The sequence below is a fragment of the Liquorilactobacillus aquaticus DSM 21051 genome, assembly GCF_001436755.1.
Lineage (GTDB): Bacteria > Bacillota > Bacilli > Lactobacillales > Lactobacillaceae > Liquorilactobacillus > Liquorilactobacillus aquaticus.
Genome location: NZ_AYZD01000027.1, coordinates 43137 through 66812, shown reverse-complemented (window position 1 = coordinate 66812; position 23676 = coordinate 43137). Strand labels below are relative to the sequence as shown.

Sequence of the window (23676 nt, the reverse complement as noted above, 5' to 3'; positions counted from 1 at the left end):
TAGAGGTGATGAGAATCGGATTATTAGAAGTTTGTTGCGGTGAATATCAAGATGCGTTAGCAGCAAGTGAAGCTGGTGTTACTCGGATTGAGTTGAATAGTGCTCTCTTTTTAGGCGGGTTGACACCAACCTTGGGATCGTTACGCTTGATTAAACAAAATACAGATTTAAAAGTTATTTGTATGGTACGTCCACGTGGAGCAGGTTTTTACTATAGTGATTCTGAATTTCAAGAGATTCAGGCTTCAGCAAAATTGCTCTTGCAAAATGGTGCGGATGGATTAGCTTTTGGTTTTTTGACCGCTGAATCCAAAATTGATTTGGGAAAGACGGAGGAATTGGTTGAACTAGTTCATGAGTACGGAAAAGAAGCAGTTTTTCACCGAGCCTTTGACTGTGCTCTTTCGCCAATTAGTGATGTTCAAAAGTTGATTGATTTAAAAATCGATAGACTATTAACTAGTGGTTTACATGCTGCTGCTTTTGATGGACGCGCTCAGTTAAAAGAGCTGCAAGAAAAATATGGTCAGCAGATTGAAATTTTGGCAGGGAGTGGAATTAATCCGAATAACGTGCAACAGATTCTTATCGAAACAGGTGTTACCCAGATTCATGCTTCTTGCACAGAAATTATTTACGATCAAACAGCTCAAGGAAATCAAGTGGATTTCTCCTATTTGCCAGCTTATGCAACTGGCGGATATGAGAGAGTTTCAAAAGCAAAAGTGGAACAATTACTTTCGGCTATGATCATTAGATATTAATATACGTTGTAGTATTCTTTATGAATTCAGCTAGAAGGTAGCGTCGCAAACTTTCTAGCTGTTTTTTTATTGTTTAAAAAGAGTAGTTTGAGAATAATTACAAAGATACCTTTTAAATCACTCGTTAAATCCAATATAACTTTAGAATTTTTTCCGCCAGGCAATCCATGGGTGTTAAGATTAAAAAAGGATCGTAAGTTTTTGGAAGTATAATTTTAGAGAAAAATTATTTCTCCACATAAACAAACCATTATTTTTCACAAATAAAAAACTGACTCACCTCAATCAGATGTTTTTATTGATGAATTTTACCATCATTATGAAAAGTTGATAACTTTTAGAATGCAAATTAGTTTTTTGTTAGATTAAGTCAGATTTACCTTATTGAATTTCAAAAGCATAAAAGAAGAACCTAACTCAATTGAATTAGGTTCTAAAACTGGTGCTATATTAATGAAATTGACGCTACAGCTGCTTTTAACTATTCTGTTTTTGATGGCTTGATAACTTTATCATTGACTCTTTGAGCCTGTTTAAAATACTTTGTAAATAAGCGACTTTCAGTTCCCCAATAATAAAATCCAAGTGAGACAAAGATTATTACGATAAAATCATAAGGGTACTTTATCAGGCCCAAGCCATTGAATTCTTTACTGCCTATATATGAGATGATCGTTAGAAATAACAGATAAAAAATCATCCACAAACTGCTGACAAACTGTTTCTTGGTTCTGGACCAATCATTTTTCAGTTCATAGTAAAGGTAGAGCGGCAGGCCGAGCAAAATAATGAGAATTACCTCAAAGGTTGTCGGCCACATAGCCCAGTAAATGGCTAATGAAGACAAAGTGAAAGCAAAAGGTGCCATAAATCTGAGCTTAGAGTTCCTAACAGGTCTAGTAAAATTGGGTGCCATTTTACGGAATGAGATAACCGTAACTGGGCCAGTCAAATATGCGATTAGAGTTGCTGTTGAAACAACACTTGCGAGTGTTCCCCATGAACGGAAGACAGAAACCATTAGCATACTGATGACGGAATTCGTTACAATAGCGATGCGCGGAATACCAAATTTGGGGTTAACTTTACCCAAAATTTTGGGCAAGTGTTTGTTATCAACCATGGCAGCGAGTGCACGTCCTGTTGAAGCTACAAAAGATACGCCTGTTCCGAAGGGAGAAACAAAAGCGTCCATGTAAAGCAAGACAGAAAGCCAGTGAATCCCTAGCAAAATAGCAAGGTCTGCAAATGGTGATTCAAAATTTATGCCACTCCAGCCGTGTTCCGCAATCATGTGTGGACTAATGGAAGTGATAAAAGTTGCTTGAAGAAGGATATAAATTATACTGCTTATCAGAAGTGATAAGATGATACCCCGTTTGATGTTTTTACGGGGCTTTTGTATTTCACTACCTAAGTTAATAACCGTTTGAAAAGCATTGAAGGAAAAGATAATTCCCGAAACGGTCGTTGCTTTGAAAATCGCTGCAGAACCGTAAGGCATAAACGAGGAAAGGCTGGTGCCAAAATTTCTAGGATAAAAACTGGATAGGCTCAGCATAATAATTGTTAGTAAGGGAATCCCAATCTTAAAGACGGAAATAAGGCTGGTGAATCTTGTTAAAAGAGAAACAGACCAGTAATTGAACAAAGTAAAAATGATAATGAAAACAAAAACCATCAGTAATCCGGTTGAGGTAATCGTTCCGTTTTCCACAAAACCTGAAGTAAAATGAGCCCATTTCCATGGCCAAGTACCCATGTATTGGACTGCGGCAACTGCTTCAATTGGAATAATAGTTACTAGTGAAATCCAATTAGCCCATGAAGCAATGAAACCAAGCAAGGATCCGTGAGTATACTGAGCATATTTGCTCATTCCACCGGATTCAGGTAGCATTGTTCCAAGCTCGATATAGTTATAGGCAATTATGCCTATTACTGCCGCTCCGACGATCCATGAAAGTATTGCCGCGGGGCCAGCAACTTTAGATGCCTCCCAAGACCCAAACAGCCAACCGGATCCGATCAATGAACCTAAACCAAGCATTACAAGATTAAACAAACTAATTTTTTCTTGTTCTTTCTTAATAAATTACACACTCCTTAAATTTTAAACGACACGTATTCAAGGGTAACATAAATTATCGGATATGTAATTTACAGCGTAGTTTTTTTAAAAACTGATAATAATATCCTAAAAGAGTTCTTAAGAACAATTAGATGAAGAAGATACAAAGTTTGAAATATAATTTCAAAGCTGATGTTCTGCTTAGCCTAGTTGTGTGTACTTATAAGCTGTTGGAAGTATATATTAATAAATATGTCATTGTTGATTCTTATAATGCGAGATGTCATTCACAAGTGAAGTAAATCTAATTATTTAGGCACTCACTTAATAATATTTGATATAATACATACTAAATGAATTTTATAGTGCATACTCAAGGAAAATAGATGGGTATAAAAGAATAGTACTGGTAAGAATTTAATAACTCAGATAGTGACAGAGGTGGTTGCTGCAATGTTTCAAGTATACTTTCCTAATTCAAAAAAATTATGATGTACACTTAATGATAATTGGTTGTAGTAAATAATTTCTTGCCTATCTTATAAAATTAATTAAGGGAAGAGAAGCAATGGATAAAAATTATATAGCTAGAATGCGAGAAAAAGTTGGACATGAAGGAATGATATTTGTGACAGCGTACGGTGTCTTATGGAATGACACGCACGACGCCATTTTGTTGGAAAAACGTTGGGATTCTGACGTGGGTTGGGGGTTCCCTGGAGGTTATCTTGAGTATGGTGATTCACCTATGCAAGCAGTGGTACGTGAATTTAAGGAAGAAACGAATTTAGATGTTGAAGTAACCCGTGTTTTGGGTATCTCAACTAACATTACTGAAAAAAATTCCTGGGGTGATGCGCAGGAGACTGTCGGTATTGGATTTGAAGTTAAAAAAATCGGGGGTTTTCTACAAAAAGATGGCACTGAAACTTTGGATTTACAATTTGTACCTGTAAACCCAGAACCGAAAATGTTTGTTCCGCAGGCACAAAGTACTATGCACCGTATTTTAACAGAGAACGAAGTAAGTGATAAACCATGGTTGAGAGAACCAGGGACTTATTAAGGAGCTTGAAAATTTGTCTCTAAGTAGATGTAAAAATATTAATGTACGGACGATTTAACGTTAGTATTATCAATTATGAGTTCTAAGAAGAGAAAAATTTAGCATTAATAAACAAAAAAGCAGACCCAGTTTCATTTGTGGAAAGACGGGTCTGCTTTTGTGTGCTATTTTTTCGGTCTGTTTCGTAGCATAGAGCAATGCTGAAATGAAGATTTTTGTTAAAAAAATCACAGTTATTTTTTGCAAATTAATCAACTTTCGGAAAGAAAAAGTGTATTTAGGAAGTGATTTTGTAAAAACTATGAGACTGCATTGCTGACGAAGCGGCGAAGTTCTGCTCCTTTTTTGTCATCGCTGAGTGCTACAAGCAATTTAATACGAGCTTTTTGTCCGTTGAGTCCCTGGCATAGGATCAAGCCCATTCTTTCAAGCTGAATTCCACCACCAGCATAGTCATAGATTTCTTGAGCAACCCCATTGTAGCATCTTGATACTAAGACGATTGGAATGTGATGATCTAATAATTGTTGAATAGCTGCTAATGTTTGAGGTGGGACATTACCGGCGCCAAGGCCCTCAATAACAATTCCATGTGTTTTTTCATTGTCTAACGCGGAGAAGAGATCACCACTCATTCCCGCATAAGCCTTTAAAAGATATACACCTCCAACGACCTGATCAATATCACAGACTTCAGTTTGAATTAATTCTTGAAAGTATTTGGCCTTATGCTGCGTAACAATTCCAATTGGCCCAAAAGTAGGAGTTCGAAAAGTATCCACATTAGTGGTATGTGTTTTGGTGACAAAACGTGCTGTATGAATTTCATCGTTCATTGCCACTAAAACTCCTTTTCCGTAGGATTCGTGTGCAGATGCAATGGAAATTGCATTTTGAAAGTTATATAGACCATCTGAGCCAACTTCATTAGAAGAACGCATGGCGCCTGTGAGGACTACCGGAATTGTATTTGGCAGAGTAAGGTCAAGAAAATATGCTGTTTCCTCAAGCGTATCTGTTCCATGAGTAATAACAACACCGTCAACGCCTTGTACAATAGCCTTCATGATACGCTTTTTAAGCGTAAGCATTATTTGCGGGGTAATGTGAGGTGAGGGAAGGTTGAAAAGATTATCAGTAATTAAATTGATCTGACCTTTTAGAATAACTTGTTCTTTAGCAATTGGATTTTCGTTGTTAGGAACAACTTCACCCTTTTCATTTTGCGACATTGAAATTGTTCCACCTGTATGGATAGCTAGAATGGTTTTCATTTTTGAACCCCCAGAAAGTAATAAGATGATGTTATCACTCATAATAAACTGTTAATTACTTTTTGGAAAGGCTGCTTTGGATGCGGCCTGAAGTTCAGAGGCCTTGTCAGTCAAGAAAGAGACACTTTTGATTGGAAATCAATGTGTATTGTGAAGCTAGCTATACATAAATGAGAGCAACGTTAATAGCCGCATTTGTGTAATCAATGCGGAATAGTTGGCTGTTCGGAAAGCTTTTCTTGGGTATCTTGTAAAGATTGACTGTATATTTTATCAGGGATGGGAAGAAAATGTTCTTTTGACGAGTTTTTCTTAAAAAAATGGTCTGTTTTATACGTATATTACATACTAATCACAATAAATTTTTGGACAAACTTCGACCTATTAAATATTGTCTTTTAAAATCCCATCCTTGATCATAGACACATAATTTGTTTTTAATCTTGCCACATTATGTTGGTAAGATTGAGAATAGACTACAGCAAATAAAGTATTTAGCAGATATTCGAAACTAACTTGTGAAGAAAAAGTGCCGATTTTTAGAGTATCATATTCTGTTTGAATAATTACAATGCTTTGAGAGACATAAGGGATGAATTTACTCTGTGGATTTCCTGTGAGTAGTAATGTTGGGATGTGGCGTTTTGAGAGAAATTGCATTATTTTGCACCGCTTTTCACCATTTCCAGTGTATGAAAGGAAGATTGCTAGATCATCTTTACCAATATTAGCTGCAGCCCATATCTCATCTGCATATTCTTCGGCGATTATTGAAAATTTATTTATTTTTATCAATTTATTTTGAAAACTTCGCGCGCGAATCTGAGAATCGCCAATCGCAAATAAAAAAATGCGCTGTGCTTTGCGTATACAAGTTGCCGCGGCCTCTAGGTCCTTTTCATTGAGCTGGGCAAAGGTTCGTTGGATTGTATTAGTAGTTAAGTCTGAAATGTTTTTTGCAATTTCCATGGGACTGTCTGCGGGTTTAAAAGGAAAATTTGCATCGACATTATGAAGTTGTGCGTTTTTTTGCTGAACGGCCTCAGTAATAGCAAAACGCATAGTTCTGTAACCGTTATAGTTTAATTTTTTGGCAAATCGTACAATAGCTGAATGTGAGGTATAGGTCGCTGCAGCCAATTTTTGAATTGCCATTTCTGGAACTAATGCAAGATTTTTTTCAATATATTCAGCAATGCGCTGCTCGTTATCAGATAGATTTTCTGCATGTTGGAGTCTGTCTATAAATAGCATAGTAAAACCTCTTAACTTTATTATGATAGCTAATTTTAGACTAAATGTTTAAGTATTTCAAAGTTGAAGATGGGTTTATCGATAATTTTTACCATTTTTTAATAAAGCGCTTGCATAAGTGTTACTGAGGTGTTTAAGTAACCTTAGATTAACAGAGGAGATGTTTATTTTATGAAGAAATTGACAATTGCATATATTGGAAATGGCAAAAGTGCAAACCGATATCATATTCCGTTTGCCTTAAAACTTAAAGATAGGATACACATCAAGACAATCTATTCGCCTGAAGAAGAAAATAGGTGGCAGCAAATCAGCGGAGTACATTATACAAACGATGTTAAGGACATTTACAGTGATTCTGACATACAGTTGGTTGTATTATCGGTACCTTCGCAGTTTCATTATTCAATAGCCAAGGAGGTCTTAGAACATGGAAAGAATGTTTTAGTGGAGAAACCATTTACTACGACAGAAATAGAAGCCAGAGAATTATTTAAAATAGCTAAAGAAAAAAAGCTGTTAATCCAATGTTATCAAAATCGACGTTATGATTCTGATTTTCTGACGACAAAAAAAGTAATAAAAAGCGGTAAGCTCGGCGATATTCTTGAAGTTGAATCAACATATGATTATTTTCGTCCATCTGTACCTGAGAACGAAAAACAATTCAGTATTGAACACAGCTATTATTATGGGCACGCATGTCATACTTTAGATCAGATCATTTCATATTTTGGGGAACCAGATAATGTTCATTACGAAGTTCGACAGCTTTTGGGAAAGAATCGGATGAATGATTATTTTGATATTGATATGTATTATGGCCCAATAAAAGTGGCAGTAAAGTCAAGCTATTTTCGACTTGTTCCACGTCCAAGTTTTGTTGTTTATGGTAAAAAAGGTATTTTTGTAAAGAAAAGTATGGATCGACAGGAAAGTGATCTGAAGCATTTCTATATGCCGGATAATACGGATTTCGGTGTAGATCGGCCAGAAAATTATGGGGTGCTGACTTATATAGACAATGAAAATCAGTATCATCAAGAGAAAGTTGTTTCAGAAATTGGTGATTATAGTCGGGTTTATGCTGGAGTGTATGAGGCTATTATTAATGGAAAACCGAAAACTGTTAAAGATGAAGAAACAATTTATCAGATTCATATGCTTGAACATGGAATTAAGCAGATCACGGAAATGAATGAGGGGTGAGTCCTTATGGATAAAGTGTTAGAAAAACTTGAGCAATTTTTAACTCCAATAGCTGTTAAATTGGACAACAATCGTTATCTTTCAGCAGTAAAAAATGCTTTTATGGCAGCAATGCCACTGTTGATCATAGGTTCGTTCTTTACATTATTTGCAAATTTGCCTATTCCAGGATATGCAAATTTTATGGCGCATACTTTTGGGGCTTCTTGGCAGACATTTTTCACGGTGCCAAATGATATTTCAATGAACATGATGACTGTGTATGTGGTAATTGGAATTGCAAATGAATTAGCCCGCAGCTATCGACTTGATAAAATAGGGGCAATTTTCTCCGCATTAGCTGCCTTTTTTTTGCTAACGCCAATGATTGATTTTAAAAAGGCTTCAGATGGAGTAGGGGTTCCGTTAACGAATCTTGGTGCATCGGGCTTATTCGTCGGTATCATCGTAGCTATTTTAGCCGTAGAGCTCCTACGTCTGATTAATAAATTGGGATGGACAATAAAAATGCCAGATTCTGTACCCGAGAATGTGTCGCGTTCTTTTTCAACGTTAATTCCAATTACTGTGATCATTCTTGTTTTTAATTTTATTCGCATGGGATTTTCCGTAACTAGTTTTGGAAGCGCCCAGAACTTTATTTTTGGTTACCTGCAAGCTCCTTTGACAGCTATTGGGGCCTCATTGCCTGGAACACTACTGGTTTTATTAATAGAAGGGGTCCTGTGGTCCTTTGGAATTCATGGAGCTAACGTGGTAGGTTCTGTGATGTTGCCGATTTGGATGACTTTAACCGCACAAAATGCCGCTGCAGTAGCCAAAGGCGTAACAATTCCAAATATTGTTAATTATCAATTTTATAGCAATTTTGTTAAAATTGGTGGTTCGGGAGCAACTTTTGGACTTATTTTATTGTTGTTATTTGCAGCAAAGTCCAATCAATTGAAGACGATTGGGAAGCTAGGTATTTTCCCTGAAATTTTTACTATCAATGAACCGATCATCTTCGGTATGCCGATTGTTTTAAACCCTGTTATGATAGTCCCATTTATTCTAACACCATTAGTCATGGCTCTTGTTGCATATGGTGCGATGGCATGGGGAATAGTTCCGCTGACAAACGGTGTTAATATACCATGGACCACGCCGCCGATTATTGCTGGATTTTTAATAAGTGGTTGGCGGGGAGCGCTCTTGAATGTTTTTCAGATTATACTTTCTGGGTTAATCTATTATCCGTTCTTCCGCACAGCTGATCGTGTCGCGCTGAATGCAGAGAAAGAAAATGAAGAAGGTAAAAAAAAGAGTAAGGCTGAAGGAGTGAGCATATAAATTGCTAAATAACGAGATTTTGATAAGACAAGAACAACAACTAAGATTTTTATCTTTTAAAAATGCTGAAGCATTGGCATTTGCGCGAGCTGTTGAAGATGTTATAGCTCTCAAAAATTTAAAACCGGTTGCTGTGCGAGTTGTGTTTGATGATGTGACAATTTTAGATTACCGTACTACAGGGCGAACAAGCAGCGGATGGTTGACACGTAAAGTTCATACGGTGTTGGAGTCTGAGCATAGTTCGTTATATACTTTTTTTCACAGTCAAGAAACACCTTTTAGTCAATGGAAGGACAGTGATGAGTATGCAATTTGTGGTGGAGGCTTTCCGTTATATGTAAATAATACATTGCGTGGAGTTTTCGCAGTCTCAGGATTGGATCATGAAGAGGATCACTTGCTTTTAGTAACGGCACTTGAAAAAGTATTGGAACAATCACAGAAAAAGACGAGTTTTTAAATTTTATTTTTGGGATTGATGTTGTGGAAACGAACCAAGCAATTTTTCATGATCGTTCAAAGATTGGCTATTGAAATACGTTAATTCGTATAATACTAGGTCAAGACAAGGGGCTGGGTCAAAATTTTTATTTTGATCCAGCCACCTTTTTTAACGCACTATTTTTTTGTTGGAATCTAAAATGAACTGAGGCTGTTGAACTAAAATAGGCATTTTAAAGACTTAATGCTAGCAGCTCTTGCAAAAATATTTGCTCTTACATGCATGGAGCAAGTTAGTTTTCTGTGTAAGACGTTAGTCATTTTATTTATCTGAAGTGTACAGTTTACGTTGGGCCTGAGCAATTGTTAATAGTAATTTTTTATCATTTTCATCCTTTGTTTGAGTTGCAAAATCATATAAAAAGCCATAGTTTATATGTGCATCAGTTATTTCACCGCAAACATTTTGAATTTCTTTGGCCTTTTTACGAATTTTTTTACTTTTCTTAGGAGCAAATGCTGAAAAATAGGTTGCTGAATAACGTAAGGTTTTAGCTTTTTTGCGGGTTTGATGGACACGAGTATAGTCTTTAAGATCAAGTTGGTTGTATTGCGCAAGTAATTTATTCTCCCGTCGCTTCAGTTCCTGCGAAATATACTTGGACCAATTTGTTGTTTTGGAGAACTCTAAAACATTTAATTGATCTTTAACGTGGGTAAAAGACTTGTCAAGGTCCTTCTGAACTTTGTCTGCTAGAGTTTTTTTCATTTCCGCATCGCGTTTTTTATGAAACTCCTGAAAAAAATGACGATAATTAGTATTTTCTTCAGGATGAGCGTAAGCAAACGCGCTTGATTTAGCAATCAAAACATCAAGCTCACGCAATAGATTAAATGTTTTGGCCGCATTGCCGAGATTTTTATTAACATCTAAAAAAACAGTTTGCGGTAGTTTACGTTTCAAAAATTTGAATAACCCCCGAAGTGTTCGAATAGAAACACGTAGGTCATGAGTGCGTTCAGCATCGTATGGATTGTTGAGGTAGCGAACAAGTTCCGTTTGAATCAAACTATATTGGCGCTGCAAGATGGTCGCTATTGATATCATGATATGCCTCTTTTCAGTTTTAAAAAAAGTAAGACAACAAAACAAATCATAAGAGGAGACGATAAACTCGACCTAAACATAACATATTTAAAAAAATCATTGTACATTAAAGATTCTTTGAAATCTTAAAATAAGGTTGAAGATATTTAATATTGCAGAGTTAAGGTCAGCACCTGTGCATTTTAATATTAATAGCAAGAATTTCTTTAAAGACAGATTAAACTATTACAATTGCAAAACGGCTGTTTTCTTACGCATTTATTTAATACTGACGCTAGTTTTAGAAAACAATTGACTTTTTTAGAATTAATACGAAGTTGTAAAGCGGGGATTGTCAAAGCCTGCCTTTTGTTCATATCTAACAGCTGCTTGTGCTGTGAGATTAAGATAGTTAAAAGGCTTATTAAAGTTAGGTTGAAAAAACATATCTGTCATCGAAAGATCGTCGATGGTATTACCATTTTGAATTGCAAGTGAGACAGTATTAACTGATTGAGTAAGATCTTTTTTGCTATTAAACTGCAAACCAAGTATTTTACGATTATCACGATTATAAACTAAAGTTAGAGTTACTATCTCAGAATTTGGCATATATTCTGGTCGCCAATTACCTGTATAAACTGTGCTATGAGCATTTAAGCCATTTTGTCTGGCATTGGCTAAGGTCAAACCAGTCATTGCAAAGTTGTGTCCAAATAATTTTAATGCTGAGGTGGCTTGTGTTCCCATATATGGATAAAAATTGCCATAGATGTTTTTAGAGACCAAGAATCCTTGTCGAACAGCATTCGTTCCAAGTGGAGCATAAATCGATTTATTAGTTGGATTAAAATGAACAACAGCACAATCACCAGCTGCATAAATATCAGGATCCGAAGTCTGCAGGTAATTATTGAGTAATAGGGCACCATGCCTTTCCATTTTTAGTTGTTTAGAAAAGAGTTTGGTGTTAGGTATAAAGCCGGTACATACAATTGCCATGTCTTCTAAAAAACTGTCTGCAGTTGATGTTGAAAGCATAATCGTTGAGTCAGTTGCATCTGTGAAGGCTATTACATTTGTATTCAAATGAACATTTACATTATGTTTTTTTAACAGGTCAACTATAAATTCTGAGGTCGGAATGTCAAAGTAATTATCTAATACCTGATTTTTTGACTGAAAAAGATCAACTTCATACCCCCTTTGAGCAAAGCTTTCTGCGAGCTCTACACCAGCGTAACCCGCTCCAATAATTGCAATTTTTTTACTCGACTGTGCCATTTTATAAATTTTTTTGGCTTGGAGATAACTTTTACATAACAAAACACGATGATTATCAATACCTGTGATGACGGGCAGACGTGGATTGGCACCTGTTGCAATGATCAATTTGTCATAGTTATCAGTGATAATAGTTCCTGTTTGCATATTAGCTGCACAAAGCTGCTTTTTTTCAGTATTTACATTTAGAACTGTATGCATGCTTCTAACCTTGGCCCCTAGTTGGCGGATTTCTGCTGGGGAGGAAATGAAAATTCTCTCTAAGTTTTTGATCTGGTCTTTTAAGTATAAAAAAATACCATCAGAAGAAAATGAAAAATTATTATTTCTTTCATAGATCGTAAGCTCTGTTTCAGGATGATTAAGCAGGATTTCCTTTGCTGCGGTTAAACCGGCATGAGTACATCCGATGATGATTACTTTCATAAGAAGTCTCTCCTTGTATTATGTGGAATATAGGTTATTATTTGCGTATATCTTAGCAATCAAATTAAAAAATTGAAAGTAATTAATGTGTGACAATAATACTAGAAGAATGTTTTGTATTGAGGAGGTCTGCACAATGTATCGTTTTTATGTTCAACCACAGATAAATGTGTTTACAGGTGCTTTAATTGGTTATGAAATGTTGATTCGTAAATATGCCAAAGGCTGGCAAGTACCTCAAGACTTTGCCTCTATTCCAATTTCTGATCAAATAAATTTGTTGAAAGAGATAGGGACTGAATTAATGTTCAAAGTTGACTCACTATCGTTTAATCTTAACAAAAGCCAATTTGTTAATGAAATTATGGCAAAAAAATTAATTGAAACACAGAAACAAATCTATCCGATCACGTTAGTTGTTGAGCTTACCGAAGAGTGTGGGAAAACGGTTGTTAGGAAATCTCAAGTTAAAAAATTTTTGGAATGTTATCTTAAAAGCGGTATAGAATTGAGTATTGATGATGTTAGTACGAAAGAAAATACATATGATAAAATAAAATGGCTTTTGCCCTTCGCGGCAGAAGTGAAGTTTCCAATGCAAAATTTGCGAAGTGAAAAACGCGCGTTAGAAATTCCAGAAAAGCTGATTTTTTGGCGCAGAATAGCACAAAAATTCGGATTGCGGTTAATTGTTGAGGGTGTAGAGACCGCTGCTGACGATGAATTTTTGAATGCGCTTGATATTCCTTTGCGACAAGGATTTTATTATGAAAAACCTCATCTTTTTGAAAAATCCTGCAATCCAAAATAATAATGTGCGTAATTGAAAATATGATATGCCAAGGCATCTTTCAAGATTAGAAGCTTAAGCTTAGTTTTTGAAGGTGCTTTTTGATATGTGCAACTCCAAACTTTGAACAGTTTAGGATTAAAAGACTAACAGGCACAGGAGTGCTATGAAAGCGGAATGGGTAGGTTTATATAAACTAACATAAGATATGACTATGATTTTTGGAGGTTGATTTGGAGAAAGAATACTGTAATAATATTTTTAGGGATAATTTAAAGTGATTATTCATGAAAATCATTATTTGCAAAGTACAATAGTTAGTATGAATGAGGGCTTTTTAGAAAGCTTTAGGTACGAATGAAACTCCCAAGTTTACCATTTCTTGAAGAAGGATCACAGTGGCTCGCGGAACAAATTAGCTGCTCTGATTGAGGTTATTGATCAAGCAGGTGAGCAACACGCTTTGTAAGTGATATAATTATTTTTTTAGGAAGATTTCTGATAATGATTTTGAAGGGAGGAATATTCAAAAGAAATTAGGGGATAGAGTGTTGGTGTTATTTTTTCGTTTTTGACAGATACAAGATTTTAACATGTTTGAAAGAAATATTGAAAATAATTAGGGGTAGACATGACAAACATTGAGAAAAAAATAATTAGATTTATAGATAGTAAAAAGATTTTCTTGTTAGGAGTAGTCGTAACTGTATTAGCCATAATAATTAGACTATCTGGCATTAACTTTGTTTCAGGAGATGCGTCATGGTTTCTGCTGCCATGGTTTAGAGAAATTAAACAGGAAGGCCTGCTTTCGCTGGGAAAACAAGTTGGCGATTACAATATTCCCTATCAGACAATAATTGCGTTTATGACTTATTTACCATTCAAACCGCTTTATATGTATAAATGGATTTCTATTTTCTTTGATTTTGCTTTGGCAATTTCAAGTGGGTTGCTGGTACTCGAGATAAAACAAAAAAGGTCTTTAAAATTATTTACTTTTACGTATTCCGCAGTATTGATGCTTCCAACTGTGATATGGAATTCATCTTTTTGGGGACAATGTGATTCGATATTCGTAACATTTGCAGTCTTAGCGGTGCTTTTTCTACATAAAAACAAAGTTGTTGCCAGTTTTATTTTCTTAGGCTTGGCTTTTTCATTTAAACTGCAAACAATATTTATAGTGCCATTTTATATATACGTCTATTTAATAAAGAAAAACTACAGTATATTTAATTTCCTAATAATACCATTTGTGATGTATGTAATGTGTATCCCAGGTTTTATTTTTGGGCGTACTTTTACAGCACCCTTTGAAATTTATACTTCCCAAACGAATACATATCATAACATGCAGATGAATTTTATGAATTTATGGGCGATGATGGGGGGAAATAGGTATGATCTTTTGAAGGGCTTTGCCTCAATGTTGACTATTTTTATTTTGGGCATAGGACTTGTTTGGTTAATGGGCAAAAGAATTGATTTAGGCAATGACGAATTGTTCTTGACTATTTTAGTTTGGACGGTTTGGACATGTGTGATGTTTTTGCCTAGTATGCACGATCGATATGCATATATGTTGGATATCTTCTTGGTTATTTCAGTTTTTAAGAATAAAAAGTTTGTTTTATTCGCTGCAATTTCTGTTGGTACCAGCATGCTAGAATACAGTCCAATGATGTTTGGAAGTAATATAAATCCTTTTGAGATTAGTGTCTGTTACTTAGCAACGTACCTGTTTTTCACATATAATTTGGTAAAAAAAGCAGTTGAATTGGGCGCAGATGGTAAACTAGAAAACGAAAATTATGAAAGTAAAGTTCAAAGATAAACAGATTAAAAAAGCATAATCGACATGTAAACAGCTTGAATATATTACTCCCCGCTATTTCTTATGATAGAAAGCGGGGTTTTTAGGTATGGTTAATAAAGATAAGTTACAGTGAACGCTAATCTAAAAAGCAAAACTGACAATTACTTAATTAAAGTCTAATAAAATGATTTAGTATATTGTTTATTTATTAAATTGACGCTTTTTTCTCTAAGCTCTCTTAAGTATTATTGATGTCTTAAAATATTACAGTTAAAATTACCTCCATTACGCAAGTAATAAACTAAAAAGCAGCATTTTTAGAAATTGGAGGCGTTCTAATGAATTTTTTTAACAGGGCTTTTTTAAATATCAAAGGAAAAATGGGGCGAACAATACTTCTAACCTTAGTTCTTTCAGCAATACTTCTTTTTGTTTTAGCAGGAATTATTATTCAAAACGCAGCAACCAGTGCGGTAAACAGTGCAAAAAAAAGTTCAGGAGCAACAGTGACATTATCTGCCAATCGGGATAATGCGTTCAAAAAAATGCGGCAACAGAAAAGTAAGAGTAAGACTCCTACTTTAAACTTAGCAAGCGTCAATATAAAAACGGCTGAGAAGATAGGCAAGTCTAAGTACGTCAAAAACTACAATATAACTAGTTCAACTACGGCAAATGCAAAATCATTTGATGCAATTGAAACTTCGAGCAATAACCAAATGAGTAATCCTATGGGTGGAAAATCGGGATCAAGTTCAAGCAGCCAAGGAGATCTGTCGATTTCTGGAGTTTCTTCCACTGATCAGGTTAGTTCGTTCACGTCTGATACAAGTAAAATAACAAGCGGACGCGGTATAAAGGCCTCAGATGCAGGAACAAAAAATGTTGTGATTGAGAAGGATTTAGCTAAACAAAACAGCATTTCTGTAGGGGATACTGTCACTATTAAAAGTACAAGCAAGAAGGTTTATAAACTAAAAGTGGTGGGTATTTACAAAACAAGCTCAACAACAAGCCAGAGCAGTGGAATGATGGGGCAAAGTGATCCAGCAAATACGATTTACAGCTCATATACACTAGCCAATTCACTCAAAGGGACAAGTGCTACGGCCGAATCAGTGGCTTATACGATTAACAATCCGGCAAAAGCATCAACCTTTATCAAGGATGCCAAGAAATCAATCAATACCTCTAAACTTGCTCTTTCAAAGGATGACAGTACATATCAAGCATTGTTGACGCCGCTTAACAATGTTAAATCTTTTGCGAGAAAAATTGTATTGCTGGTTAGTGTTGCAGGGACAATCATTTTGACACTGATCGTTATTTTGATGATTCGTGAACGACGCTATGAAATCGGTGTTTTGCTTTCACTGGGTGAGAAACGTTGGAAAGTAATTGCACAATTTTTTGTAGAAATGGCGATGATAATGGTCGTCTCAATTGCAATTGCTGGTTTTGGAGGCAAGTTTGTTGGAGATGCGGTTGGGAAACAACTCGTTAGCCAAGAAACATCGACAACCAGTGTAGCTACAAGTAACAACAGTAATGGACAAGGGCAGATGAATAATGGCGGACAGCCTGGAGGAAATAATCAGCAATCGCCAGGGGGAAGCAACAGCAGTTCACCGCAAAGTACTAGCTCAACTCAACAGCTTAAAAATCTTTCAACGAACATTAGTGTAGTATCTCTAATTCAATTAGCTGCATTTGGATTGGGCATTATCCTATTAGCAATAATGATTGGTTCTATTGGGATCTTAAGGTTGCAGCCTAAAAAAATATTGATATCTTAATTGCGGAAGGATTGATAAAAATGCTTACAACAAAAAATCTTGAATATTGGTATGATCATAAGGAAAATAAACTTTTTAACAATGCGAATTTGGAGTTTGCAGAAGGAAAATTATACGCGATAATTGGCAGCAGTGGTTCAGGTAAAACAACATTTCTTTCGCTTTTGGCTGGGTTGGATAAACCAAGCGCTGGAGCAATTGAATATCAAGGGGTGCCTCTTTCTAAAATTGGATTGACAAATTATCGAAATAAGAATGTTTCAATGGTTTTCCAATCTTATAATCTGTTTAATTACATGTCAGCGCTGGAGAATGTGTTGACAGCAATGGCAATTACTAAGGCCAAGCACGCTAATGATAAAGAATATGTTTTTAAGATGCTTTCAAATATTGGAATCGATCAAGAAATGGCTAAGAAAAAAGTAACGCATCTTTCTGGAGGTCAACAGCAAAGAGTTGCAATCGCAAGAACCATGTGTTGTGACGCCAGATTGGTTGTGGCAGATGAGCCGACAGGTAATTTAGATGAGCAAAACACGCGTGAGGTTTTAAATCTATTTAAAGATTTAGCACATAAACAAAAAAAATGTGTTATTTTGGTAACGCACGAACCCGAAGTAGCCTCGTTATGTGATCAAATAATAGAGTTGAAGAATAAGAAATTTAGCATAGTCTGATCTAGGAACAAAAAAATAAGAACTAGGGAGTGTGACATAAGGCGATAAAATTGGAGTTATACGGAGAATTTGGACTTATGGAACACGTTTATACGGAATCATTAATAAAGGGGCCAGGCCAAAAGTTGAATTTTGACCTAGCCCCTTTATTAAATTCAGAGAATACTCGAGGCCTCATATAGATGAAGAAAGACTGTCAAGATTCTAAAACTGGCTGGTGCTTGATAACGATGTCTTTGAAACTAATTAAACTTAACCGCTAAAGCTTCATAAGGACGCAGCACTATTTCTTTATCAAGTTTCGTGATATCAAGATTGTAGTTGGAAATTAATGTTTTAACAGCTTTATCTTGGTACTGTTTTGGAAGTGTAACAGTTGTTGGCTTACCGTAGAAATTATTTATAACAAGCATTCGCTTTTCTTGAAGATCGTCTAAGAGATAACGCTCGTACGCGAAGACTTGGGGATTGTCCTCAAGTAAACTGCTGAAATGTCCTTCAGAGATCAACTTTTCAGATTTACGCAACAAAATTAGTTTTTGATAGTAGTTAAAAATTTCCCCATGCTCAAGCTCGTCCTTGACGTTGATTATATCTTGTCCTGTCGGACGCAGCCACGGCCTGCTTTGCGAAAACCCAGCATTAAGAGTATTATCCCAATGCATTGGAACGCGTGAATTGTCCCGTGACTTAGTTTGAACTAATTTAAAAGCAGTTTGACTGCTTACTCCTTTTTCAAGAAGTTCGCGATATGCGTTCAAGCTTTCAATATCGACGTAATCATGGATCGACTGATAATTTGGATCAATCATTCCGAGTTCTTCACCCATATAAATATAAGGTGTTCCGCGCATTAAGTGAATAGCAGTTGCTAGAAGCTCGGCAGATTTTTCCCGGTATTTTATGGGATCACCAAAACGATTGAGAGCCCATGGTTGATCGTGATTGTTCCAAAAAAGTGCATTCCAACCACCACCACGATCCATCTGAGTTTGCCAGTCAATAAAGAGGCGTTTTAATTTTTTAAAATCAAATGGAGTTTTCGACCACTTTTCACCATCTTTATAGTCAACCTTAAGATGATGAAAGGTAAAGACCATCGAGAGCTCGTCTTTTTCAGGGTGTGAATATTCAATACAGTTACCGATGCTAGTGGAGGACATTTCTCCGACTGTGATTGAGTTAGGATCCTTTCCAAAACTAGAACGATTAAGCTCCTTTAAATACTCATGAACAACAGGAGTATCGGTGTAGAGGGCTTTTTCTTGGATTGGATCGACAGAATCAACCATTTGTTCACTTTTACCAGTAACATTGATGACATCGAAACGGAAACCTTGTACTCCCTTACTACGCCAAAAATTAACTACAGCTGCTGCCTCCTTGCGAACGTCAGGATTATGCCAATCAAGATCAGCTTGTGATTTGTCATACAGATGCAGGTAATAAAGATCAGTTTGACCAAATTTTTCCCAAGCAGGGCCGCCAAATTTAGATTGCCAATTCGTGGGCAGCGAGCCGTCTTCTTTTGCAGGTCGAAGATAAAAATACTTTTGATACTTTTTCTCTCCAGCCAGTGCTCTTCGGAACCATTCGTGTTCAGTAGAGCAGTGGTTGAGTACCATGTCGAGCATTACACCAACATCTATTTTTTTTAAGGCGGCAACTAAGTCTTCAAAGTCGGACATTGTTCCAAATTTGGGATCGATATTGTAATAATCTGCAATATCATAACCGTTATCGTTTTGCGGTGAGACAAAGAAGGGATTAAACCAAATCATGTCGATATTTAGTTTTGAAATATAATCGATTTTGTCGATTATGCCGCGTAAATCACCGATACCATCATTATTGCTATCGTAGAATGATTTTGGATAGATTTGATAAATAACTTTATTACCAAGATTTATCATAAATGTGCCTCCTATTCTGGGACTGGAAAATATTGCTTTACAATTTTTTAATAGTTACTAAAACGAAATCTTTCTGCGGCGAGCAAAATCAATGAATTTGAAACGATCAGGTTTGTGGTACGAAGCAGTTAGTTGGAATGGTGTTGTATCAGCTAGATAAGTCATACTGCGAATAACAACAGCTAATTTGTTCTCATCCAGGGCAAGTAAAGATGCAGTTCGATCTGAAACTTTTTCAACTGTGATTTCCTTAGTTGCGTATGAAATATCAAGGCCCAGCTCTTTTTCAAAGTATGCATAAAGTGAGGAAGCCGCTGCCGCATCAGAAACTTCACTAATGGGTGGATTTAATAGATAATCTTCATCCAAAACTATTGGAACTTGATCAATTTTACGCAGTCGCTCAATATGCAAAGCAGTACGGCCAGAGTCTACGCGTCCTTTTGCTAGAGTATCTGGAATCATATCATTTTTTTTCTGCAAAACTTCTGTTGTTGCATGCATTCCTAGTGTTTTATTCAATTCCTGAAAACTGGTAATCCCAGATACAGGGAATGAAAAACGCTGGATATCTAGAACGAGTGATCCTTTTCCCCTCATCTTTTGAATTAGGCCCAGTTCAGTCAACTGTTCTAAGGCTTTGCGAATCGTTTCACGCGAGCTGCCATACAGATCGCACAGATGATGCTCGCTCGGTAAAAAAGTACCTGGACGATATTGTTCGTGCCGTATTTTTAATGCAATATCTTGCGCAATACTATTTTGTTTATTTTTAGTTGGTTTATTTCTCGCCATAAGGTGGTTCAGCTCTCTTTTTGTAGTTTTAACATTTTTTATTTAAACACATTATGTCTAGACAAGCAAGAAAATAGTTAATGGTGAGAATTGGTTTTTTTAAAAGCTTTCTTAGTTGATATGACTAAACATTTGACAACATGACTATACAAGTTGTAATATTTCTGTAGAGTATTGCGAAAGCGTTTTACGAGGAGGAGATTAAGAGATGGCTCAAAGTAAAAAAATGCAATTATCATCACCAGCAAATGGTGAAGTATTAGCTCTTAATAAAACATCTGATCCTGTTTTTTCAGGTGGGACGATGGGCGAAGGGTTCGGATTAGAACCTGAGAATGGCAAGATCGTAGCACCAGTTAACGGAGTTATTTCGATGGTTGCTGATACCAAACATGCAGTTGGAATCACGACTGAGGAAGGTTTAGAGATTCTTGTTCATATGGGAATCGATACAGTTGGTCTTAAAGGCGAAGGGTTCACTGTCTCCGTTTCGAATGGTCAAAAAGTCAAGGTCGGAGATATGCTGGCCAAAATGGATCTTGAAGTTATAACTGCTCACAATTTAGCTAAGACAGTTATGGTGGTTATAACCAATTCTAAAGACAAATTAGAAGGGATGGACCTCGTAGAGGGACCGGCCAAAGCTGGAAGTGTAGTGGCAACTGCATATGCAAAACAAAGTAAGAAAAGATCTAAAAAAAGAGATTACGATGAATTGGCAACTACGATTTTGTCGAATGTCGGTGGCAAGGAAAATGTTAACAGTTTGATTCATTGCATTACACGGTTACGATTCACACTTAAGAATGAGGGGTCTGCTAATGACGATGTTTTAAAAGAGACCGACGGAGTGATAGATGTGATGCATGCTGGTGGACAATATCAAGTTGTCATCGGAAATGAAGTTACCCAAGTTTATGATGCTGTAATGAAACAATTGGGGAATGATTTTGATGGTGGTGCAAATTCAGCACCACCGGAAAATGATGACAGAAATCCTGTTAGTCGTGCTTTTGGGAATCTTATAGGTTTTATTACTGGAGCAATGAGTCCAGTAATAGGTGTGATCGCAGCTTCAGGTATTATTAAGGGTATTTTAGCGTTGTTGACGCTGCCACAGCTTGGCTCCCTGCTAGATGTGAAGAGTACAGTGTATTTGACGGTTAGTTCAATGGCAGATTCCGCTTTTTATTTTCTACCGATCTTAGTAGGCTTTGCGGCAGCTAAACGTTTAGGCAGCGACCCGATTGTTGCTGCAACAATCGGTGGAGTATTGGCATATCCTCAAATCGTTACTTGGGGTCAATCTTTTAAACAAATGTTTGAAATCGGCGGTTTTCAATTTCAGTTTTTGAACTATACTTATTCAATTTTTCCGATGATTTTAGCAGCATGGATGGCTAAAAAACTTGGTACATGGCTTAAGGATCATTTGCCAAGTTACCTACAAATGATTTTCAATCCGTTGATTACAGTACTAGTGGTTTCAGCGATTACCTTGGTAGTTACCGGACCGATTATCCAAGGCGCAGCTAATGGGATTGCCGACTTTATTAACTGGCTTGTTCATGTGTCTGGTTGGTCAGGCGGCTTGATTATTGGTGGTTTCTATCAATTATTGGTTATTTTCGGATTACATTGGGGTGTCGTACCATTGGTTGCACAACAAATTGCTGGCAGTGGTGAAAGTGCCTTGAATGCGATTATATCAGTTACAATGGTCTCCCAGGGTGCAGCTGTTCTAGCAGTTGCAATCAAATCAAAGAAGGCCAACATAAAAGAACTCGGGATAGCAGCAGCAATTTCAGCTTTTTGCGGCGTTACAGAACCAGCAATTTACGGAGTAAATTTGCGCTATAAGAAGGTTTTCATTTCTGGATTGATTGGTTCAGCTGCAGGAGGCTTTATTACAGGATTGATGCATGGGTCGATGTTTGGTTTTACAGGCTCACTGATTGGCTTTTCATCATTCTTCAATACGAAAACACCATCAGATTTGAACAGCTTTTATGCATTTCTTCTCTCAAGTCTAGTGGCCTTAGTCATTTCCTTCGTACTAACTTGGGTATGGGGATACAACGACAAAATGACAGTTGGTAAAAAAGTCGAAAAAAAGGGAAAACCAGGTACTAACTAGTTTTAAATTATCTTTACTGTTTTGAATTAAATGTTTTATAACCATGGGAAGAAAACTCAGCGGTTATAAAACATTTTTTTAATATAAAAAACAGTGAAGCAACAAAATATTTTGCGCATCACTGACTGAGATATACTAACTATTCTTTTTTCGAGCACATTTCTTATGATAACGGTGGAATGTTTCGAGAAACATAAATATGAATTGAAGAGTTGTGACCAGCAAAGACAATTTGGCCCAGAAGCCTAATTTATTTTTCATAATATCCCCCCAGCTTTTGATACTAACCATCAAACTACCTTCAGTATAAGATAAAGAATTATTATTAACAATTTAATAGCTTAGGACTAGCCCTTTAAAAAGAGTCAGAGAGCATGCGAGTAGTAATAAAAGATTTTTAATACATTAAAGCTTTTTTGGAAGAGATCTTTGAATGACTATAATTGACATTACGGTTTTAAGAGTATATAGTGCGAATGTAGTGGAAAAAACTGGTTTCTAGGAAAGGTGGTGGGTTTTATGTCTGATAATCATATAGCTTCTTCAGCTGGTGATGATGGTCCCGCGTGTAATCAGCAGGGGGAAGGTGGACATTTATCCCACCCAACCCATTTAACGCACTGATTGCACGAGAAATTAGTATTCAAACGAGGTGTTTATATCTCTAATGAAGAAAGAATTTAATCGTACATTTAATTGTGTGTCAGATCATAAAAAGTATGATCTGGTGGATGGTGTATTCCTAGGAGACTTAGATGGCCCTTTGAAGGCGTTGATTCGTCGGGACTTTCCTAAGGCGACAAATGAGGACTTTATTTGCAGTGGGCATTTGGTTCATTATCGGTTGTTGAAGATGGATCAGATGATTGCGAAGGATTATCGGCAGAATAATAAGCTCAACCGTAAACTTACACGAGTGATGGAAAAAGATGCTTATCAGATGGTCGATGTTCGTGAACAATTGGAAAACTCACTGACATTTGGTCAGAAAATTGCGGATGCTGTTGCGCACTTCGGGGGTAGTTGGCCATTTATTATTTCTTTCGTTGCGGTCATGGTTTTTTGGATTCTAATCAATACTTTTCATTGGTTGGGCTTCAATTTTGACCCATATCCATTTATTTTGTTAAATCTTTTTTTGAGTATGATTGCAGCAATTCAGGCGCCATTAATAATGATGAGCCAAAATCGATCTTCAGAATATGATCGATTGGAATCGCGCAATGATTATCATGTTAATTTAAAATCAGAAGAAGAAATTCGAGTGCTGCATTCTAAGATTGATCATTTGATTCAGCAGGATCAGCCTAATTTGCTACAGATTCAGAAAATTCAAACTGAGATGCTGGGATCGATCGAATCACAGGTAAGTGAATTGAGACGCTTGCAGCAGTATTTTGAAAAAAAAGAAAAAATGGAAGAACATGATGAAACGTAATAGTGCACAAATGAAACTTTAAAATGTTTATTTTGAGATAACACAAAGTAATCAAATGAGGAAATACGTTAGTTCGTGTATTGCAAGGTTTAAAAGAGAC

Annotated in this window: 18 protein-coding genes; 11 read left to right on the top strand and 7 right to left on the bottom strand. The window is 36.3% G+C overall.

Annotated features, from left to right (window positions below; genetic code table 11):
* The first annotated feature begins 8 nt into the window (after positions 1-8).
* A complete protein-coding gene (locus tag FC19_RS09050) occupies positions 9-764 on the top strand; it encodes a copper homeostasis protein CutC (protein ID WP_057876649.1) in 756 nt (251 codons plus the stop codon).
* 481 nt (positions 765-1245) lie between these two features.
* On the opposite strand, the gene FC19_RS09045 is transcribed toward FC19_RS09050, so the two are convergent.
* Positions 1246-2856: an APC family permease gene (locus FC19_RS09045; RefSeq protein ID WP_083488418.1), complete on the bottom strand. Its 1611-nt coding sequence runs from the start codon at positions 2854-2856 to the stop codon at positions 1246-1248.
* A gap of 547 nt (positions 2857-3403) precedes the next feature.
* Here FC19_RS09045 and FC19_RS09040 point away from each other — a divergent pair.
* Positions 3404-3901 (top strand): NUDIX domain-containing protein, encoded by a 498-nt coding sequence (locus FC19_RS09040; protein WP_057876648.1) that lies wholly within the window; start codon positions 3404-3406, stop codon positions 3899-3901.
* Between the two features lie 299 nt (positions 3902-4200).
* Here FC19_RS09040 and FC19_RS09035 read toward each other — a convergent pair whose 3' ends face one another.
* Entirely contained in the window at positions 4201-5175 is a 975-nt protein-coding gene (locus tag FC19_RS09035) for an asparaginase (RefSeq protein WP_057876647.1), read from the bottom strand.
* Positions 5176-5559: 384 nt separating this feature from the next.
* Positions 5560-6429 (bottom strand): MurR/RpiR family transcriptional regulator, encoded by an 870-nt coding sequence (locus FC19_RS09030; RefSeq protein ID WP_057876646.1) that lies wholly within the window; start codon positions 6427-6429, stop codon positions 5560-5562.
* Positions 6430-6600: 171 nt separating this feature from the next.
* Between FC19_RS09030 and FC19_RS09025 the strand changes: the two genes are divergently transcribed.
* Genes FC19_RS09025 through FC19_RS09015 form a run of 3 tightly spaced genes read left to right on the top strand, consistent with a single transcriptional unit; the run spans position 6601 to position 9433 of the window.
* Complete coding sequence (locus tag FC19_RS09025; RefSeq protein ID WP_057876645.1) at positions 6601-7638, top strand: Gfo/Idh/MocA family oxidoreductase; 1038 nt, start codon at positions 6601-6603, stop codon at positions 7636-7638.
* A 6-nt stretch (positions 7639-7644) separates the two neighbouring features.
* The gene (locus FC19_RS09020) at positions 7645-8970 is read left to right on the top strand and encodes a PTS sugar transporter subunit IIC (RefSeq protein ID WP_057876644.1); all 1326 of its coding nucleotides are present in this window, start codon (positions 7645-7647) and stop codon (positions 8968-8970) included.
* Between the two features lies 1 nt (position 8971).
* Complete coding sequence (locus FC19_RS09015; RefSeq protein ID WP_057876643.1) at positions 8972-9433, top strand: heme-binding protein; 462 nt, start codon at positions 8972-8974, stop codon at positions 9431-9433.
* A gap of 303 nt (positions 9434-9736) precedes the next feature.
* Here the strand turns inward: FC19_RS09015 and FC19_RS09010 are convergent, their stop codons facing one another.
* Both FC19_RS09010 and FC19_RS09005 read right to left on the bottom strand, forming a co-directional pair.
* Positions 9737-10522 (bottom strand): CHAD domain-containing protein, encoded by a 786-nt coding sequence (locus FC19_RS09010; RefSeq protein WP_057876642.1) that lies wholly within the window; start codon positions 10520-10522, stop codon positions 9737-9739.
* 306 nt (positions 10523-10828) lie between these two features.
* Positions 10829-12211 carry an FAD-dependent oxidoreductase gene (locus FC19_RS09005; protein ID WP_057876641.1) on the bottom strand — a complete coding sequence of 461 codons (1383 nt, stop codon included), beginning with the start codon at positions 12209-12211 and terminating at the stop codon, positions 10829-10831.
* A 136-nt stretch (positions 12212-12347) separates the two neighbouring features.
* Between FC19_RS09005 and FC19_RS09000 the strand changes: the two genes are divergently transcribed.
* From FC19_RS09000 to FC19_RS08985, 4 genes are all read left to right on the top strand, one after another.
* Positions 12348-13022 carry an EAL domain-containing protein gene (locus FC19_RS09000; RefSeq protein WP_057876640.1) on the top strand — a complete coding sequence of 225 codons (675 nt, stop codon included), beginning with the start codon at positions 12348-12350 and terminating at the stop codon, positions 13020-13022.
* 610 nt (positions 13023-13632) lie between these two features.
* Positions 13633-14838, top strand: coding sequence for a glycosyltransferase 87 family protein (locus FC19_RS08995; protein WP_057876639.1), 1206 nt, complete (start codon positions 13633-13635; stop codon positions 14836-14838).
* A gap of 320 nt (positions 14839-15158) precedes the next feature.
* Entirely contained in the window at positions 15159-16616 is a 1458-nt protein-coding gene (locus FC19_RS08990) for an ABC transporter permease (protein WP_057876638.1), read from the top strand.
* Between the two features lie 20 nt (positions 16617-16636).
* Positions 16637-17293 (top strand): ABC transporter ATP-binding protein, encoded by a 657-nt coding sequence (locus tag FC19_RS08985; RefSeq protein WP_057876637.1) that lies wholly within the window; start codon positions 16637-16639, stop codon positions 17291-17293.
* Between the two features lie 242 nt (positions 17294-17535).
* Here the strand turns inward: FC19_RS08985 and treC are convergent, their stop codons facing one another.
* Both treC and treR read right to left on the bottom strand, forming a co-directional pair.
* Entirely contained in the window at positions 17536-19206 is a 1671-nt protein-coding gene (gene treC, locus FC19_RS08980; protein ID WP_057876636.1) for an alpha,alpha-phosphotrehalase, read from the bottom strand.
* A gap of 57 nt (positions 19207-19263) precedes the next feature.
* Positions 19264-20001, bottom strand: coding sequence for a trehalose operon repressor (gene treR / locus FC19_RS08975; protein ID WP_057876635.1), 738 nt, complete (start codon positions 19999-20001; stop codon positions 19264-19266).
* A gap of 208 nt (positions 20002-20209) precedes the next feature.
* Between treR and FC19_RS08970 the strand changes: the two genes are divergently transcribed.
* Both FC19_RS08970 and FC19_RS08965 read left to right on the top strand, forming a co-directional pair.
* Positions 20210-22138 carry a PTS sugar transporter subunit IIABC gene (locus FC19_RS08970; protein ID WP_057876634.1) on the top strand — a complete coding sequence of 643 codons (1929 nt, stop codon included), beginning with the start codon at positions 20210-20212 and terminating at the stop codon, positions 22136-22138.
* 667 nt (positions 22139-22805) lie between these two features.
* Positions 22806-23576: a DUF1003 domain-containing protein gene (locus tag FC19_RS08965; RefSeq protein ID WP_057876633.1), complete on the top strand. Its 771-nt coding sequence runs from the start codon at positions 22806-22808 to the stop codon at positions 23574-23576.
* The last annotated feature ends 100 nt before the right edge of the window (positions 23577-23676 follow it).